This window comes from Spirillospora sp. CA-294931 (genome assembly GCF_050946795.1).
GTDB lineage: Bacteria > Actinomycetota > Actinomycetes > Streptosporangiales > Streptosporangiaceae > Spirillospora.
The window spans coordinates 3,115,492-3,130,145 of the sequence record NZ_CP192006.1; the positions used below are offsets into that span (position 1 = coordinate 3,115,492).

The following is a 14,654-nucleotide window of genomic DNA, read 5'->3' on the forward strand; positions in this document are numbered from 1 at the left end:
CCGCCACCGTCGCTCAGCCCACGGGACGCGTCTCCAACACCTCCTGGACGTCGTACTCCTGAATCCAGGAGGCGTCCTCGACCGTCGCCGCCAGGCCGGACGAGTCCCGGCGACCTTCGGCGCGCAGGCGCATCGAGCCTCCGCCGCGCGACCCGAGCTGCACCCGGGTTGTGTGCGGCCGTCGCACGGCCTCGTACGCCGCGACCCCCGCCGGGCCGGGGTCGCGAGCCAGGCAGAAGGCGAGGGCGACGGCGTCCTCGATCGCCTGACCGGCGCCCTGCCCATGGTGCGGGAGCATCGGATGCGCGGCGTCGCCGAGCAGCGTGACCCGTCCGCTGCTCCATCGTGGCAGTGGGTCACGGTCGTAGAGCGCCCATCGCCGGGTCTCGGTCACGGCATCGACGATGGCCTTCACATCGGGGTTCCAGCCCTCGAAGGCGGCGGCGAGGTCGGCCGGATCTCCGGGACTGCTCCACGACTCCAGATCCCAGTCGTGGCCGGGGACGATGCCGACGAACGTGAGGCGCCCCCGGCCCACCGGATAGCACAGCATCCGCGGTCCCGGGCCGGGCCAGACGACCATGGTCTCGGCGGGAAGGCCGGGGACCCGGCGGGCCTCGACCAGGCCCCTGAACGCGCTGGCCCCGGAGAAGACACGCGCGTCCGGTCCGGCGATGGCGCGGCGCACCACCGAATGGACGCCGTCGGCTCCCACGAGCAGGTCCGCCGCCGCCCGGCCGCCCTCGGCGAACTCCAGCAGGATCTGATCCCCGGCGTGGGTGAAGCCGGTGAGGCGGCGGTTCAGACGCACGCTGTCCGCCGGCACCTGATCGGCGAGGACGCGATGCAGATCCGCGCGATGAATCGTGTGGTACGGGGCGCCGAACCGCCGCTCCCAGGAGGCCCCCATCGGCTGGCGCGCCAGGATCCGGCCGCCGCTCCAGTCGCGTACCTCCAGCGCGTCCGGTCGCACGCCGGACTCGGCCAGCGGACCCGCCAGACCCCAGCGCCGCAGGATCCGGCCGCCGTTGCAGCCCAGGTGCAGCCCCACCCCGGTCTCACGGAGCTCCGCCGCCTGTTCGTAGACGTCCACCCGGAAGCCGGCGCGGGACAACGCGGTCGCCGCGGCCAGACCTCCGATACCGGCACCGACGACGGCCACCCGCGGAGTCGAGAACACCATGGCCGTCACCGTAGGAAGCCCGCCGGCCCGGGTTCCTGGGAGCCGGGTCCCGGCCAGGTCCCTCCCGCGTTTGCGGTGCCCGGCATCGGGACCCGGCCGGGACCCGATGCCCGTGAGCCCGGGACGGCGGGCGGCCTACGTTGGGCCGGAAGATCACCGCGGACGACGGGGAGGCGAGCGCGTATGCGCACGGGGGTATGGCTGGTGGGCGCCCGGGGTTCGGTGGCGGTCACCACCGTGTTGGGGGCCGCGGCGATACGGGCGGGGCTCGCTCCTCCGGTCGGCTGCGTCAGCGCGCTCGAACCGTTTCGTTCCGTCGCTCTCCCCGATTGGCCGGACCTCGTTTTCGGCGGGCATGACGTCGTCGGAACGAGCCTCCTCAAGCGCGCCGAGCAACTCGCCGGAGCGGGCGTCGTGCCGCACGGGCTTCCGGAACTGCTTCGCGACGACCTGGACGCCGCCGAGGCCGAGATCCGCACCGGGATCGACGGTGCCGGAGACGTCCCCGAGGGCGCGGCCGTCGAAGCGCTCGCCACCGATCTCGTCGCGTTCCGCCGCCGGTTCGACCTGGACACCCTCGTGGTCATCAACGTCTCCACGACCGAGGCGCCCGCGAACCCGCACCCCGCGCACGCGTCACCGGCCGCGCTGCGCGAGGCGCTCGACTCCGCCGCCGGGCCGGTCCTGCCGTCCAGTTCGCGCTACGCCTGTGCCGCGTTTCTCGCGGGCTGCCCGTTCGTCGACTTCACCCCGTCGGCAGGGACACGGCTGCCCGCGATCGAGGGGCTGGCCGCCGAACGGCGGCTGCCCTACGCGGGCAACGACGGAAAGACCGGGGAGACGCTGGTCAAGTCGGCGCTGACGCCGATGTTCGCGCACCGGGCGCTGAAGGTCGGCAGCTGGTCGAGCACGAACCTGCTGGGCGGCGGTGACGGAGCCGCCCTCGCCGACCCCGCCCGGGCCGCCAGCAAGGCCAGGAGCAAGGGCCTGGTCCTGGAGAGCGGCCTCGGATACAAGGCGGACGGCGGCGTGCACATCCACCACGTTCCCGAGCTGGGCGAGTGGAAGACGGCCTGGGATCACATCACCTTCCAGGGCTTCCTCGGGGCGCGCATGACCATGCAGTTCACCTGGCAGGGCTGCGACTCGGCGCTCGCCGCGCCGCTGGTGCTGGATCTGGCCCGGTTCATGGCGCTCGCGCACCGCGCCGGTGTCGCCGGCCCGGTCGCGGAGCTGGCCTTCTTCTTCAAGGACCCGGTCGGGACGACCGAGCACGGACTCGACCCGCAGTTCCGGCGCCTGGTCCGCTGGGCACAGTCGTTGCGGGCTTCCGCGTGAGCCCGCGTCCGGGCGATCTGGCCCGTCTTGTCCGCGCGCCCGCCGCGCTGACCGTTCCCGGTGATGTGATCGCCGGGGCCGCGGCCGCCGGTGGGTCCGGGCCACGGGTCCTGGGCACGGCCGCCTCGTCGGTCTGCCTCTACTGGGCGGGCATGGCGCTGAACGACTACGCCGACCGCGAGAGGGACGCCGTCGAACGACCCGAGCGGCCCATCCCGTCCGGGGCCGTCGCGCCAGGCGCCGCCCTCGCCGCCGCCACCGGGCTCACCGCGGCGGGACTCGGCCTGGCCGCGGCGGGGGCGGGCCGCCGAGGACTGACCTTCGCACTGGCGCTCGCGGGCTCCGTCTGGGCGTACGACCTGGTCTTGAAGCCCACTCCGGCCGGGCCCTCGGGGATGGCACTGGCACGGGCGCTCAACGTGCTTTCGGGCGCGGCCCACGGCCGGATCCGCGCGGCCGCTCCCGCGGCGGCGGCGATCGGGGCGCACACCGCGGTCACGACCTGGCTGAGCCGATACGAGGTGCGGGGTGCCTCGGCCGCACCACCGGCGGCGGCGCTCGGCGCGACCGCCGTCATCGGGGCCGCTGTCGCGTCCCCTTTGTGGAACCGCCCAACCGCGGGGCGGCTCCCCTCGGTCCTCGCGGCGGGCTACGCGGGGGCCTGTGGCCAGGCTCAGATCGCCGCGGCGGCCGACCCCTCGGCCCGGAACGTGCGGCGGGCGGTGGCGGCCGGAATCCACGGGCTGATGCCGCTCCAGGCCGCTCTCACCGCGACGGCCGGAGCACCGGTCGCCGCGGTGTCGATCGCGATGGCGTTCCCGGTGGCCTGGCGAACCGGCAAGAGATTGTCACCGACATGACCGCGCTGAACTTCGCCTACGGCACCAGCGGGTTCGGTGACCACTCTCTCGACGAGACCCTGGAAGTGCTGGCGGGGCTCGGCTACCAAGGCGTCGGCCTGACGCTCGACCGGCGTCATCTCGACCCGTACGCCGATGACCTGCCGCGCCGGCTGGCCGGGCTCCGCGGCCGCCTTGACGCGCTGGGGCTGGACGTCGTCATCGAGACGGGCGGGCGCTACCTGCTGGATCCGTGGCGCAAGCACCAGCCGACCCTGTTGTCGGACCAGGGTGCGGACCTGCGGGCCGACCTGCTCGTGCGGGCGATCCGGATCGCCGCGGAACTGGGCGCGCCGGCGGTCTCGACCTGGAGCGGCACGGCACCGCCCGGGCTGTCGGCGCGGGCGGCGCTCGATCGGCTGGCGGCCGGTTGCGCATCCGTGATCGAGGTGGCCGCGGACCACGGCGTCCGGTTGGGCTTCGAGCCGGAACCCGGCATGTTCGTCGACACCCTCGACCGCTTCGACGAGCTGGACCGGCTCCTGGGTTCACCCGAGCCGTTCGGGCTCACCCTGGACATCGGGCACTGCCGGTGCCTGGAACCCCAGCCGGTATCCGACTGCGTACGGCGGGCCGCGCCACGGCTGGTGCACGTCCAGATCGAGGACATGCACCGCGGCGCGCACGAACATCTGGAGTTCGGTGACGGCGACATCGATTTCCCCCCGGTGCTGGACGCTCTGGCCCGGGTCGCCTACACCGGCCAGGTCACCGTCGAGCTGCCGCGCCACAGCCATGCGGCCCCCGAGGTCGCCCGTCGTTGCCTGCGCTTCCTGCGCGCCACCTGCGACGCCGAGAACGGCCCGCTGCCGGAGCCGTCCCGATGACGGAGGTGGACGCGCTGCGCAGACGCCTCGCCGCGGTGCTGCCCCAGCACGCGGCGCGCTGGCTGGAGGAGGCCAGGGAGGCGGTCCGCGCGGAAGAGCCGGCCATCGACCTCCTTTTCCCGGCCGTCGGCCGGCGATGCGGGCGTCGCCCCCTGCCGGGAGGACCCGGCGGCTGGTCGATCGACGACGCGGCCCGGGTCCTGTTGCTGGACACGCTGCCGTCCGGCCGCGTCGGCGTGCTCTCGCGGCTCTACCGTCACGGCGACGCGGCCGAACGGCGGGGCGTGCTGCGGGCGCTGGGGCCGCTGGACGAGGCGGACGGACTCGGTCCGGGCGCCGTGCCCCTCGTCGAGGACGCGATCCGCACGAACGACACCCGGCTGATCGGCGCGGCCCTGCACGGCGGCTACGCGGCCCGCCACCTCGACGCCGCCGCGTTCCGCCAGGCCGTGCTCAAATGCGTGTTCACCGGGATCCCGCTCGGCGAGGTGACCGGCCTGGCCGACCGCGCCGAGCCGGAGCTCGGCCGCATGCTCGCCGACCATGTCCGCGAGCGGCTCGCCGCCGGTCGCGAGATCCCGGCGGACCTCTGGCCCGTCCTTGATGCCACCGGAGTGCCGAGACCCACCTGGGGAGAGCCGACCTGATGCGTATCTTCGACCCGCACATCCACATGAGCTCCCGGACCACCGACGACTACGAGGCGATGGCCGCCGCCGGCGTCCGGGCCCTGGTCGAGCCGGCGTTCTGGCTGGGTCAGCCGCGCACGTCCGCGGGCGCCTTCGTCGACTACTTCGACGGGCTCCTGGGGTGGGAGCCCTACCGCGCCGCGCAGTTCGGCATCGCGCACCACTGCGCGATCGCGCTGAACCCCAAGGAGGCCAACGACCCGCGGCTCACCGAGGTGCTCGACGTGCTGCCCCGCTACCTGGCCAAGGACCGGGTGGTCGCGGTCGGCGAGGTCGGCTACGACGCGATGACCGCCGCCGAGGACGCGGCGTTCGGACGGCAGCTGGAACTCGCCGCCGGGCACGAACTGCCGGTGCTGGTGCACACCCCGCACCGGGACAAGGCGGCCGGCACGCGGCGGAGCCTCGATGTGGTGAAGGAGTCCGGGCTCGCCCCCGGCCGCGTCCTCATCGACCACCTCAACGAGCCGACGGTGGCGATGGTCGCCGACAGCGGCTGCTGGATGGGCTTCTCCATCTACCCGGACACCAAGATGAGCGCGGAGCGCATGGTCGCGATCCTGCGGGAGTTCGGCACCGCCCGGCTCCTGGTGAACTCCGCCGCCGACTGGGGACGCAGTGACCCGCTGGCGACCCGCCGTACCGGCGAGGCCATGCTCGCCGCCGGTTTCGGCACGCGCGACGTCGAGACGGTGCTCTGGGACAACCCTGTGACGTTCTACGGGCAGAGCGGCCGTCTTGAGCTGGCCGGGCCGGACGGGGAGGCGGGCTGCGACGGGAAGGGCACGGCTCTGGTCGCTCCAGCGGGCGACTCCATCAGGCGCGGCGGAGAGTGAGCCGATGCGGTTCCGGCACCCCGATGGCACCAGGGTCCATCTCGCCTACTGCACGAACGTCCATCCGGCCGAGCAACTGGACGGCGTCATGGCGCAGCTGTCCCGCTTCACCGCCCCCATCCGGCGGCGCCTGGGCGCCGATCGCCTCGGAGTCGGGCTGTGGCTGGCCCGCGGGGTGCAACGCGAGCTGCTCGCCGCTCCGCGGGCGGTGCACCGGCTGCGCGGCGAGCTCGACCGGCTCGGCCTGGAGGTGGTCACGCTCAATGCCTTTCCCTACTCGGGGTTCCAGGCGGCCACGGTCAAGAAGTCGGTCTACCGGCCGGACTGGACCGAGCCGGAACGCCTCGACTACACCCTCGGCTGTGCGCGGGTCCTGAGCGAACTGCTCCCCGACGACGTCGCCCGGGGCAGCGTCTCCACCCTCCCGATCGCCTGGCGGGCGCCGTGGACGGCGAAGCGCGCCGCCCTGGCCAGCCGGAACCTGGACTCCCTCGCCGCCGGGCTCGCCGCCCTTGAGGCCGAGACGGGGCGCACGGTGCGGGTCGGTCTGGAGCCGGAGCCCGGCTGTGTCCTGGAGCGCGTCGCACAGGCCCCGGCCCTGCTGGCGGGGCTGGACACCGAGCGGATCGGCGTCTGCGTCGACGCCTGCCATCTCGCCGTCGGTTTCGAGGACCCGGTGGCCGCCTGCGCCCGGCTGGCCAAGGCCGGCCTGCCGGTCGTCAAGGCACAGGCGTCCTGCGCGGTGCGAGCCGACCTGCCCGCCGACCCCGAGCAGCGCGCCGCGCTCACCCGTCTCGCCGAGCCGCGCTTCCTGCACCAGACCCGGGAGGCCCCGGTGCCGCCCGCCGTCGTCCCCACCGGTGCCGACGACCTGCCCGAGGCGCTCGGCGGCGGGCTGCCGGGCGCCGGGCCTTGGCGGGTCCACTACCACGTCCCCCTGCACTCCGGACTTCCCGCGCCGCTCCGGGCCACCGTCCCGGAACTCCTCGGCACGCTCGCGACGCTTGTGGGCGGACCATCGGCGCGGACGGACCACATCGAGGTCGAGACCTATACCTGGCCCGTTCTGCGCGGCTCACCCACCGACGCCGACCTGATCGAGGGGATCGCCGCGGAGCTCGCCTGGACCCGCGCCACGCTGATCTCCGCGGGACTCAAGGAGGAGATCCGATGAAGCGGCTGCTCGTGCTCGACGTGGTCGGCCTCACGCCCCGGCTGCTCCGGCACATGCCGGGCCTCTCCGCCGTCCGGGCGGCGGGGTTCGGCGCCGAGCTCGGCACCGTGCTGCCCGCCGTGACCTGCTCCGCACAGTCCACCCTGCTCACCGGGGTCTCCCCGGCGGAGCACGGTGTGGTCGGCAACGGCTGGTACTTCCGCGAGCTCGGCGAGGTGCTGCTGTGGCGGCAGCACAACCGCCTGGTCGGCGGCGAGAAGATCTGGGAGGCGGCCCGCCGCCGGCACCCCGGTTACACGGTGGCGAACATCTGCTGGTGGTACGCGATGGGCGCGGACGTCGACTGGACCGTCACCCCACGCCCCATCTACTACGCCGACGGCCGCAAGGAACCCGACTGCTACACACATCCACCGGGCCTGCACGACGAACTGACCGGCCAGTTCGGGGATTTCCCGCTGTTCCGGTTCTGGGGCCCGGCCGCGGACATCACCTCCTCGCGGTGGATCGTCGCGGCGGCCCGGCACGTGTTCCGCGTCCACCGGCCCGATCTCAGCCTCGTCTACCTTCCGCACCTCGACTACGACCTCCAGCGGTACGGCCCGGACGGCCCGCGCGCCGCGCGGGCCGCTCGCGAGCTCGACGCCGCGGTCACCCCGCTGCTCGACGACGCCCGCAGGGAGGACGCGACCGTGGTCGTGCTCAGCGAGTACGGCATCACCCCGGTCGAGCGGCCGGTGCACCTCAACCGGGTGCTGCGCCGCGCCGGGCTGCTCGACGTGCACACCCAGGACGGCATGGAATACCTCGCCCCCTGGACGTCCCGGGCGTTCGCGGTCGCCGATCACCAGCTCGCGCACATCTACGTCCGGGACTCCGCCGACCTGCCGCGGGTGGCGGAGCTGCTCGCGGGAACCGGCGGGGTGGCCGAGGTCCTCGACGAGACGGGCAAGAAGGAACACGGGCTCGATCACCCACGCTCCGGTGAGCTCGTGGCGGTCGCGGCTCCCGAGTCCTGGTTCACCTACTACTACTGGCTCGACGACGCCCGGGCACCGGACCTCGCCAGGATGGTGGACATCCATCGCAAGCCGGGCTACGACCCGGCGGAACTGCTCTTCGACCACACCGACCCGCTGGTCAAGGCGCGCGCCGCGCTCGCGCTCATCCGCAAGAGGCTCGGGCTGCGCTACACGATGAACGTCGTGTCGCTGGATCCCACCCGGGTGCGAGGCAGCCACGGCCGCCTGCCAGGCCGTCCCGAGGATGGTCCCGTACTGCTGTGCTCCGATCCCGGCCTGGCCCGCGGTGCCCTCGCCGCCACGGAGGTCAAGGACCTGCTGCTCGACCTGGCGTTCGCTCGCGGAGCATGCGCGTCATGAGGTCGATCTCGTCCCGCTGACCGGTGACCATCGTCCGGGCGAGCCGCCGCACCTCCGGCCAGGAAGCGCCCGCGAGTGCGTGCCCGGCCACGTGCTCGGCCATGAGCACCCCGCCGCGGTGATGCTCGATCGTGAGCCGCAGGAAGAGGATGTCGGCCTCCCCGGCGGCGGCCGTGGCCAGCCGTCGCAGCTGTTCTCGGGACGCCATCCCCGGCATGAGGATGCCCGCCCGCCGATCCGCCTCGCTCGGCGGGGGCATGCGCATCCAGGCCATCGGCGGCCGGCTGGACGTCGGGGTGCGGCCCCAGAGCGCCAGCCAGCCCAGCATCATCCCCCGCTGGGCGGCCTGGGCGTTGGCGATGTCGTAGGCGAGCAGGCGCACGTCGGCGGAGGCGCTGCGGTCGCGGAGCAGGAGCGCCATCTCCACGGCCTGCTGATGGTGAACGGACATGTCCCGGGCGAAGCCGACCTCGGCGGAGTCCTCGCCGGGGGCGGCGAGCCCGCTCGGGACCGTCCGGGCGGGCAGGTGGAGCGCGGCGACGGCGGGCAGGACGAGTGCCAGCACGGCCGCCAGGCCGATCAGCAGCGTCCGCCGGGCGGCCGCGCTCATGGCTCGGCTCGGCCGCCGGTCACGGGCCCGCCGGGCTCCTGCGCCTGCGGCCCGGAGGTGTAGAGGCCGAGGAAGCGGTCCACGCTCGGATCCGTGGCGGAGGTCACGCTCAGCTGGTGCCCCCAGGCGGTGAGCACGAAGGCGCCGGTCTGCCCCGGGTTCGGGCTCATGAACCGGTACGGCACGCCGTGAACCTTCGCCTCGAAGGTCGCGATCTCGGCGGCCGTCGCCCCCTTGCCATAAGTCACCCACACCGCGCCGTGCTCCAGCGAATGCACGGCGTGCTCGGGACGCAGCGGCCGTTCGTAGACGTCGCCGCCGGCGTTCTGCCAGACCGGGTCGTGGACGCCGCCCACCGGTGGATTCGGGTTCGCCGGATAGCGGACACCGCCGGTTCGATGACCGCGGGCCTGGTTCGGATAGACCCGTTCGCCGGGCACGTTGGCCTTGTCCGGGTCGGGTCCTCGCGGCCGCTGCGCGGACCCGCCGCCGGGGCCGCCGCCGTCCTGGGCCGCGTTCACGGCCCAGCCCGCCACGGCCAGGCCCGCCGTCGCCATGAGCGCGATGGCGCCCACCACCAGCCGCCGCTCGCGACGGGCCCGGCGCGCCTCGCCTCGCCGCAGTACCGCCAGCCGTTCGCGCCGTGCGAGGTCGGGATCGCCGCCGTCCGGGCCGGAGGAGGCGGGACGGCCCTGGTGTCCGGGGCTCTGTCGCTGGGTCATGGCATCCCGAACCTAGGCGGTCCCGGGTCCCGGGTTCCTGGGAGCGACGACCCGCCCGAGCCCCGATTCCGCTCAGGCCGGGACCGCCCCGGCCGAAGCCGGGACCCGAATGGGCCCGGACACCCATGAGCCCAGGACCGGGGGGCTCCTAGGTTGAGGGCGTCCAGTGAGGCGGAACACCGCTGGCCGGCCCGGCTGTCCCCGCCCGACACGACAAGTGCTCGACAAGAAATGTGAGGAACCGATGGTGACCAAGGAAGGCGCCTACGAGGCGCCCGCGCTGATCGAGATCGGCGACTTCGCCGAGCTGACCCTCGGCCTGAACTCCGGCTGCCCGGTCGACTGGTACTGGTGGGCCTACGTCTGCTGATCGACCCGACCGGCACCAGCCGTTCAGGCACCGGTACGGGGACCTTCGGGCCCCCGTACCTCCGGCGGTGGCGAACCTCGCGATCCTCGCCGGGTTCGCCACCGTCGCTCGTCCTGGCCCCCGGCCAGACACGGACCTGAGGAGACATGGACTTTCTCACCCTCCCGGACAGCCCGGCCAGTGACACGATCCTCGATCGCCTTTCCGGCCGGGCGGGCACTCGACTCGTCCCGCATGCCTCGGGACGCCCATGGCTCGTGGGCGACTGGGCGGACGAACACTTCACGCTGATCATCGCGGGGACCCGGCGCCTGGCGCTCATCGGCCGGACCCGGATCGACCCCGTGGCCGCCGAGCGGATCCTGGATCGGGCACGATCCCCGCACGCCCTCGACGAGGTGGCCCGTACCCTTCCGGGCGCCTTCCACCTGCTGGCCTCGTTCGACGGCCGGACCCGCAGCCAGGGCACGATCTCGACCGCACGGCAGATCTGGTGGGCCACGACGGACGGCGTGACGGTCGCCGCCGCCGACCCAGGCCCGCTGCTGGCGCTCACCGAGCCGCGGCTCGACCCGGAGACGCTGGCCCTGCGGCTGATGACACCGGTGGCCCCGTGGCCGCTGTCCCAGCGTTCGGTGTGGACCGGCGTGGCACAGCTGCCCTCCGGCCACTGGCTGCACGTCTCCCCGGACGGCACCGGGCGCCCCGTGCGCTGGTGGCGGCCGCCGCCGGCCGTGCTGACGTTGCCCGAGGCCGCCGCCTCGCTCCGGACGGCGCTGACCGAGGCGGTCGCGGTCCGCGCGGCGGGAGCGCGCACGATGAGCGCCGATCTGTCGGGAGGCATGGACTCCACCGGCCTGTGCTTCCTGGCGGCGGCGGAGGGAGCCGACCTGCTCACCTACCACTGGCAGCCGCTGGACCCGGCCAACGACGACTCCGAATGGGCCGAGCGGGCGGCGGGGTTGATGCCGGGCGTCCGGCACGCCGTCATCGCACCGGACGACGCTCCCAGCTGGTTCGCCTCCCGTCCCGGCGACGGCCGCACACGTGACGACGTGGAGGGCCCGCCTTCCTGGAGCCGTAACCGGGCCCACATGGAACAGCTGGCACAGGTCGCCGCCGCCGAAGGGTCCTCGGTGCATCTCATCGGCCTCGGTGGCGACGAGCTGTTCGGGGCCGTACCGGGATATCTGTGGTCCCTGGTGCGCAGGCATCCGCTCAGGGGACTGCGGGCGGTCCGCCGGCACCGGACCATGGGCCGCTGGCGGCTCGGCTCCACCGTTCGCGGGCTCGCCGACCGCACCGGCTTCGCGGCTTCGCTGGCCGCCTCCGCCGACGGCCTGACCGGTGACCCCGCGGGCCCCTTCGAGGCGCCGCGCGGATGGCGTGGCGACCTTCGCATGCCCCCGTGGGCCACCGGACAGGCCGTCGACACCGCACGGAGGCTGCTGCGCGCCGCCGCTGCCGGCGGGACGCGTCCACTGGACCCCGACCGGTACAGGCACCAGATCCTGGAGAGCGTCCTGATGAGCGGAAGCGCCATCCGCCAGTTGAGACGCGCGCTCGCCCCCTCCGGGGTCGACTGGGAGGCTCCGTACCTGGACGACCGGGTCATCGAGGCGGCCCTGTCGGTTCGGATCGGCGACCGCGCGGCGTGGGGCCGGTACAAGCCGGTCCTCACGACCGCCCTGCGGGGCGCCGTGCCCGACGAGATCCTGGGCCGGCGAAGCAAGGGCGAGTTCAGCGCCGAGGTCTACGCCGGGCTGGAGACCAACCGGCACGCGCTGCTGGAGCTCTGTGACGACCTGCGGCTGGGCGAGCTGGGACTGGTGGACCCCGAGACACTGCGGGGCGGGCTGCTCGCCCCGGGGCCCGAGACCCGGCACCTGACCCCGTTCGAAAACACCCTGGCCTGCGAGAACTGGCTGCGCTCCGCCCGCGCCGCGCGGGCCACGATCCCGGCAGGAGAATCGCGATGACCCTCGCCCTCCCCCCTGACGTCACGGCGACCGACAGCGACGACGGCCTGGTGCTCCTCGACCAGCGCGCCGGCCGCTACTGGCAACTCAACCGGACCGGGGCCGCCACGCTGCGGCTGCTCCTCGACGGGCACTCGGCCGAACAGGCGGCCGCACTGCTCACCCGGGGACGTCCCGAGTTCACCGAACGCGCCCGTCGCGACGTGGAGTCGCTGCTGGCAAAGCTGACCGAGGCCCGGCTGGTGGTGACGTCATGAGCATGCCGGTCACCTCCGAACACGCCGTGCGGCTGCCGTGGCACCGGCACCTCACCGCGCGCGGCGCCGCCGGCTTCTCCCGGCTCCTGATCATGCTCCCGCCGCGGCGGCTGCGCCAGGTGCTGAACGTGCTCAGCCGCGGCTCCCGTCCGGCCACCGCCGCCGAGGCGCTGAGCGCGCGGCGGGCGGTCGTCTCGGTGAGCGGCCGCTGCGCCGGTCAGGGCTGCCTGCAGCGATCCGTGGCCGCCGTCCTGCTGTGCCGGCTGCACGGCTCCTGGCCGGACTGGTGCACCGGTTTCCGCACCCGCCCGTTCCGCGCCCACGCCTGGGTCGAGGCGGAAGGCGCCGCCGTCGGCGAGACCGACGACACGACGCTGTTCCACACCGTGATCAGTGTGCGGCGCGCCTCGCGGGAGCGGACATGAACACCGGCGACCGCCGGACGTCCGCGAGCAGCCTCGCCGAGGGCGGCCTCGCGGTCGTGGCCCGGGGACTGCGCAAGGTCTACGGCGCCCGCGAGGCCGTGGTCGATCTGGACCTGACCGTCCCGACCGGGGAGATATTCGGCTTCCTCGGGCCCAACGGGGCGGGCAAGAGCACCACCATCGGCATGCTCACCACACTGCTGCGGCCCAGCGCGGGCCGGGCCGTCGTCGCCGGCCACGACGTGCTCGACGAGCCCGGCGAGGTCAGGCGCCGCATCGGCCTGGTCTTCCAGGAAACGACGCTGGACGCCGACCTGACCGCGGCGGAGAACCTGCGCTTCCACGCGGACCTGTTCGGCCTCCCGCGCCGGCGGGCGCGGGAGACGATCGCCGCGATGCTCGATCTGGTGGACCTGACCGAGCGCCGGAACTCACCGGTGCGGACCTTCTCCGGCGGGATGCGGCGCCGGCTGGAGATGGCACGGGGACTGCTGCACACCCCGCGAGTGCTGTTCCTGGACGAGCCCACGACCGGACTCGACCCGCAGACCCGCGCCTCCATCTGGGAGTACCTGCACCGGATGCGGCGGGAGCAGGGGATCACCATCTTCCTCACGACCCACCACCTGGAGGAGGCCGAGCACTGCGACCGGATCGCCATCATCGACCATGGCGACGTGGTCGCGTCGGGTTCCCCCGCCCGGCTGCGCGCGATCGTGGGCGACGACCTGGTGGCGCTGCGCACCGGTGACGACGCGAAGGCGGCGCTGGCGGTGCGCGAGCGATTCGGCCTCGACGCGTCGGCGGACCCGGACGGCGTCCGGCTCAGGGTGGGCGACGGGGCCGCGTTCGTGCCCCGGCTCTGCGCCGGACTCGGTGTCCCGGTGCACTCGGTGACGGTCACCCCGCCGTCGCTGGACGACGTTTTCCTGCACTACACCGGCCGGACCATCCGGGAGGCCGACGCTCCGGCGCGGCCCGCCGTCCCGGGACCGAGGAGGTAGAAGGTGGTACGCACCGACGTTCCCCCGCAATTGACGCCGCCCCCACGGGTCGAGGCGCCGCTGCGCCGCCGCGACCGGATCGCCCTGGATCTGCGGGCCGTCCGGGTCCTCTGGCAACGCGAGGTGATCAGGCTCGGCCGCAGCCCGCTGCGGATCGGCATGGGTCTGCTGACCCCGCTGATGTTCCTCCTCATCCTCGGCACGGGCCTGTCCTCGGCGGCGGGCACGACCGCCGACGGTTTCAAGGATTTCCGCACGTTTCTCTTCCCCGGGGTCCTGCTGATGGCCGTGCAGGCCCCGGCGATGGCCGTCGGCACGTCCATCGTCTGGGACAGGCAGGCCGGATTCCTGCGCCAGATGCTCGTCGCACCCGTGCGCCGCGGCGCGCTCCTGGTGGGGATCGCCCTGGGCGGGGCCACGACCGGCGCGGCGTACGGCGCGCTCGTCCTGGCCGTCGCCGGAGTGGCGGGCATCCGGTATGACCTTCGGCTGGTGCTGGTGCTGGTGGAACTGGCGGTCACGGCGCTGACGTTCACCGCCGTGGCGGTCTGCTGCGCCGTGTGCATCAAGCGGATCGAGAGCTTCCAGGTCGTCGTGAGCCTCTCGATGATGCCGCTGCTGTTCCTGTCCGGGGCGATGTTCCCGGCCGGCGGCCTGCCCGGATGGCTCGGCGGGGCGGTGCTGGCCAACCCGCTGACCTACGCGGTCGACGCGATCCGTCGTACCCTCCCCGGCGGCGGACCCGACCTGGAAGGGAGGGCGTCCGGGCCGCAGTGGTGGGGATGGACGCCCCCGGTCGCTCTGGAACTCGGCCTGATCGTGCTGATGGCGCTCACCGCCCTGGCCGTGGCCGCCCATCGGTTCTCCCGGACCGGGTGACGGCTCCCGCGCACGGAACACACTCGGCGTAGGCCCGGTGACCGTTCACCCGGGCCTACGCCGACGCCATCATCGGTGGC

At 73.8% G+C, this 14,654-nt stretch carries 16 protein-coding genes; 13 read left to right on the forward strand and 3 right to left on the reverse strand.

Going from position 1 to position 14,654, the window contains the following annotated elements; genetic code table 11:
- Positions 1-13: 13 nt before the first annotated feature.
- Positions 14-1,183 carry an FAD-dependent monooxygenase gene (locus ACQPY4_RS13875; RefSeq protein WP_433336209.1) on the reverse strand — a complete coding sequence of 390 codons (1,170 nt, stop codon included), beginning with the start codon at positions 1,181-1,183 and terminating at the stop codon, positions 14-16.
- Between the two features lie 183 nt (positions 1,184-1,366).
- Between ACQPY4_RS13875 and ACQPY4_RS13880 the strand changes: the two genes are divergently transcribed.
- From ACQPY4_RS13880 to ACQPY4_RS13910, 7 genes are read left to right on the forward strand one after another with little or no spacing between them, the layout of a single operon-like run.
- The gene (locus tag ACQPY4_RS13880) at positions 1,367-2,521 is read left to right on the forward strand and encodes an inositol-3-phosphate synthase (RefSeq protein ID WP_433336211.1); all 1,155 of its coding nucleotides are present in this window, start codon (positions 1,367-1,369) and stop codon (positions 2,519-2,521) included.
- Positions 2,518-3,381, forward strand: a complete 864-nt coding sequence (locus ACQPY4_RS13885) for an SCO3242 family prenyltransferase (RefSeq protein WP_433336213.1) — start codon at positions 2,518-2,520, stop codon at positions 3,379-3,381. The genes ACQPY4_RS13880 and ACQPY4_RS13885 overlap by 4 nt, the downstream gene beginning before the upstream one ends.
- Positions 3,378-4,247, forward strand: coding sequence for a sugar phosphate isomerase/epimerase family protein (locus ACQPY4_RS13890; protein WP_433336215.1), 870 nt, complete (start codon positions 3,378-3,380; stop codon positions 4,245-4,247). Before ACQPY4_RS13885 ends, ACQPY4_RS13890 begins: the two co-directional genes overlap by 4 nt.
- Entirely contained in the window at positions 4,244-4,894 is a 651-nt protein-coding gene (locus ACQPY4_RS13895; protein ID WP_433336217.1) for an EboA domain-containing protein, read from the forward strand. Before ACQPY4_RS13890 ends, ACQPY4_RS13895 begins: the two co-directional genes overlap by 4 nt.
- Complete coding sequence (locus ACQPY4_RS13900; RefSeq protein WP_433336219.1) at positions 4,894-5,772, forward strand: TatD family hydrolase; 879 nt, start codon at positions 4,894-4,896, stop codon at positions 5,770-5,772. The genes ACQPY4_RS13895 and ACQPY4_RS13900 overlap by 1 nt, the downstream gene beginning before the upstream one ends.
- Positions 5,773-5,776: 4 nt before the next feature.
- Positions 5,777-6,946 carry a metabolite traffic protein EboE gene (gene eboE / locus ACQPY4_RS13905; protein WP_433336221.1) on the forward strand — a complete coding sequence of 390 codons (1,170 nt, stop codon included), beginning with the start codon at positions 5,777-5,779 and terminating at the stop codon, positions 6,944-6,946.
- Positions 6,943-8,328, forward strand: coding sequence for an alkaline phosphatase family protein (locus tag ACQPY4_RS13910; protein ID WP_433336223.1), 1,386 nt, complete (start codon positions 6,943-6,945; stop codon positions 8,326-8,328). Before eboE ends, ACQPY4_RS13910 begins: the two co-directional genes overlap by 4 nt.
- On the opposite strand, the gene ACQPY4_RS13915 is transcribed toward ACQPY4_RS13910, so the two are convergent.
- Both ACQPY4_RS13915 and ACQPY4_RS13920 read right to left on the reverse strand, forming a co-directional pair.
- Complete coding sequence (locus ACQPY4_RS13915) at positions 8,276-8,938, reverse strand: DUF305 domain-containing protein (RefSeq protein ID WP_433336225.1); 663 nt, start codon at positions 8,936-8,938, stop codon at positions 8,276-8,278. The two genes, ACQPY4_RS13910 and ACQPY4_RS13915, sit on opposite strands and share 53 nt — an antisense overlap.
- The gene (locus ACQPY4_RS13920) at positions 8,935-9,660 is read right to left on the reverse strand and encodes a DUF3105 domain-containing protein (protein WP_433336227.1); all 726 of its coding nucleotides are present in this window, start codon (positions 9,658-9,660) and stop codon (positions 8,935-8,937) included. Before ACQPY4_RS13920 ends, ACQPY4_RS13915 begins: the two co-directional genes overlap by 4 nt.
- Positions 9,661-9,904: 244 nt before the next feature.
- Between ACQPY4_RS13920 and ACQPY4_RS13925 the strand changes: the two genes are divergently transcribed.
- The 6 genes from ACQPY4_RS13925 (at position 9,905) to ACQPY4_RS13950 (ending at position 14,574) form a co-directional block, all read left to right on the forward strand.
- Positions 9,905-10,030 (forward strand): lasso RiPP family leader peptide-containing protein, encoded by a 126-nt coding sequence (locus ACQPY4_RS13925; RefSeq protein WP_433336229.1) that lies wholly within the window; start codon positions 9,905-9,907, stop codon positions 10,028-10,030.
- A 146-nt stretch (positions 10,031-10,176) separates the two neighbouring features.
- Positions 10,177-12,009 carry an asparagine synthase-related protein gene (locus ACQPY4_RS13930; protein ID WP_433336231.1) on the forward strand — a complete coding sequence of 611 codons (1,833 nt, stop codon included), beginning with the start codon at positions 10,177-10,179 and terminating at the stop codon, positions 12,007-12,009.
- Positions 12,006-12,266, forward strand: a complete 261-nt coding sequence (locus tag ACQPY4_RS13935) for a lasso peptide biosynthesis PqqD family chaperone (protein ID WP_433336233.1) — start codon at positions 12,006-12,008, stop codon at positions 12,264-12,266. Before ACQPY4_RS13930 ends, ACQPY4_RS13935 begins: the two co-directional genes overlap by 4 nt.
- Complete coding sequence (locus ACQPY4_RS13940; protein WP_433336235.1) at positions 12,263-12,691, forward strand: lasso peptide biosynthesis B2 protein; 429 nt, start codon at positions 12,263-12,265, stop codon at positions 12,689-12,691. The genes ACQPY4_RS13935 and ACQPY4_RS13940 overlap by 4 nt, the downstream gene beginning before the upstream one ends.
- On the forward strand, positions 12,688-13,695 hold the full coding sequence (locus tag ACQPY4_RS13945) for an ATP-binding cassette domain-containing protein (RefSeq protein WP_433336237.1): 1,008 nt from the start codon (positions 12,688-12,690) through the stop codon (positions 13,693-13,695). The genes ACQPY4_RS13940 and ACQPY4_RS13945 overlap by 4 nt, the downstream gene beginning before the upstream one ends.
- A gap of 3 nt (positions 13,696-13,698) precedes the next feature.
- On the forward strand, positions 13,699-14,574 hold the full coding sequence (locus tag ACQPY4_RS13950) for an ABC transporter permease (protein WP_433336239.1): 876 nt from the start codon (positions 13,699-13,701) through the stop codon (positions 14,572-14,574).
- Positions 14,575-14,654 lie beyond the last annotated feature (80 nt).

What these genes read in the sequence shown, in the direction of transcription:
- ACQPY4_RS13875 (WP_433336209.1), bottom strand. Translation starts at nt 1,183, where the DNA reads ATGGTGTTCTCGACTCCGCGGGTGGCCGTCGTCGGTGCCGGTATCGGA.
- ACQPY4_RS13880 (WP_433336211.1), top strand. Translation starts at nt 1,367, where the DNA reads ATGCGCACGGGGGTATGGCTGGTGGGCGCCCGGGGTTCGGTGGCGGTC.
- ACQPY4_RS13890 (WP_433336215.1), top strand. Translation starts at nt 3,378, where the DNA reads ATGACCGCGCTGAACTTCGCCTACGGCACCAGCGGGTTCGGTGACCAC.
- ACQPY4_RS13895 (WP_433336217.1), top strand. Translation starts at nt 4,244, where the DNA reads ATGACGGAGGTGGACGCGCTGCGCAGACGCCTCGCCGCGGTGCTGCCC.
- ACQPY4_RS13900 (WP_433336219.1), top strand. Translation starts at nt 4,894, where the DNA reads ATGCGTATCTTCGACCCGCACATCCACATGAGCTCCCGGACCACCGAC.
- eboE (WP_433336221.1), top strand. Translation starts at nt 5,777, where the DNA reads ATGCGGTTCCGGCACCCCGATGGCACCAGGGTCCATCTCGCCTACTGC.
- ACQPY4_RS13910 (WP_433336223.1), top strand. Translation starts at nt 6,943, where the DNA reads ATGAAGCGGCTGCTCGTGCTCGACGTGGTCGGCCTCACGCCCCGGCTG.
- ACQPY4_RS13915 (WP_433336225.1), bottom strand. Translation starts at nt 8,938, where the DNA reads ATGAGCGCGGCCGCCCGGCGGACGCTGCTGATCGGCCTGGCGGCCGTG.
- ACQPY4_RS13920 (WP_433336227.1), bottom strand. Translation starts at nt 9,660, where the DNA reads ATGACCCAGCGACAGAGCCCCGGACACCAGGGCCGTCCCGCCTCCTCC.
- ACQPY4_RS13925 (WP_433336229.1), top strand. Translation starts at nt 9,905, where the DNA reads ATGGTGACCAAGGAAGGCGCCTACGAGGCGCCCGCGCTGATCGAGATC.
- ACQPY4_RS13930 (WP_433336231.1), top strand. Translation starts at nt 10,177, where the DNA reads ATGGACTTTCTCACCCTCCCGGACAGCCCGGCCAGTGACACGATCCTC.
- ACQPY4_RS13935 (WP_433336233.1), top strand. Translation starts at nt 12,006, where the DNA reads ATGACCCTCGCCCTCCCCCCTGACGTCACGGCGACCGACAGCGACGAC.
- ACQPY4_RS13940 (WP_433336235.1), top strand. Translation starts at nt 12,263, where the DNA reads ATGAGCATGCCGGTCACCTCCGAACACGCCGTGCGGCTGCCGTGGCAC.
- ACQPY4_RS13945 (WP_433336237.1), top strand. Translation starts at nt 12,688, where the DNA reads ATGAACACCGGCGACCGCCGGACGTCCGCGAGCAGCCTCGCCGAGGGC.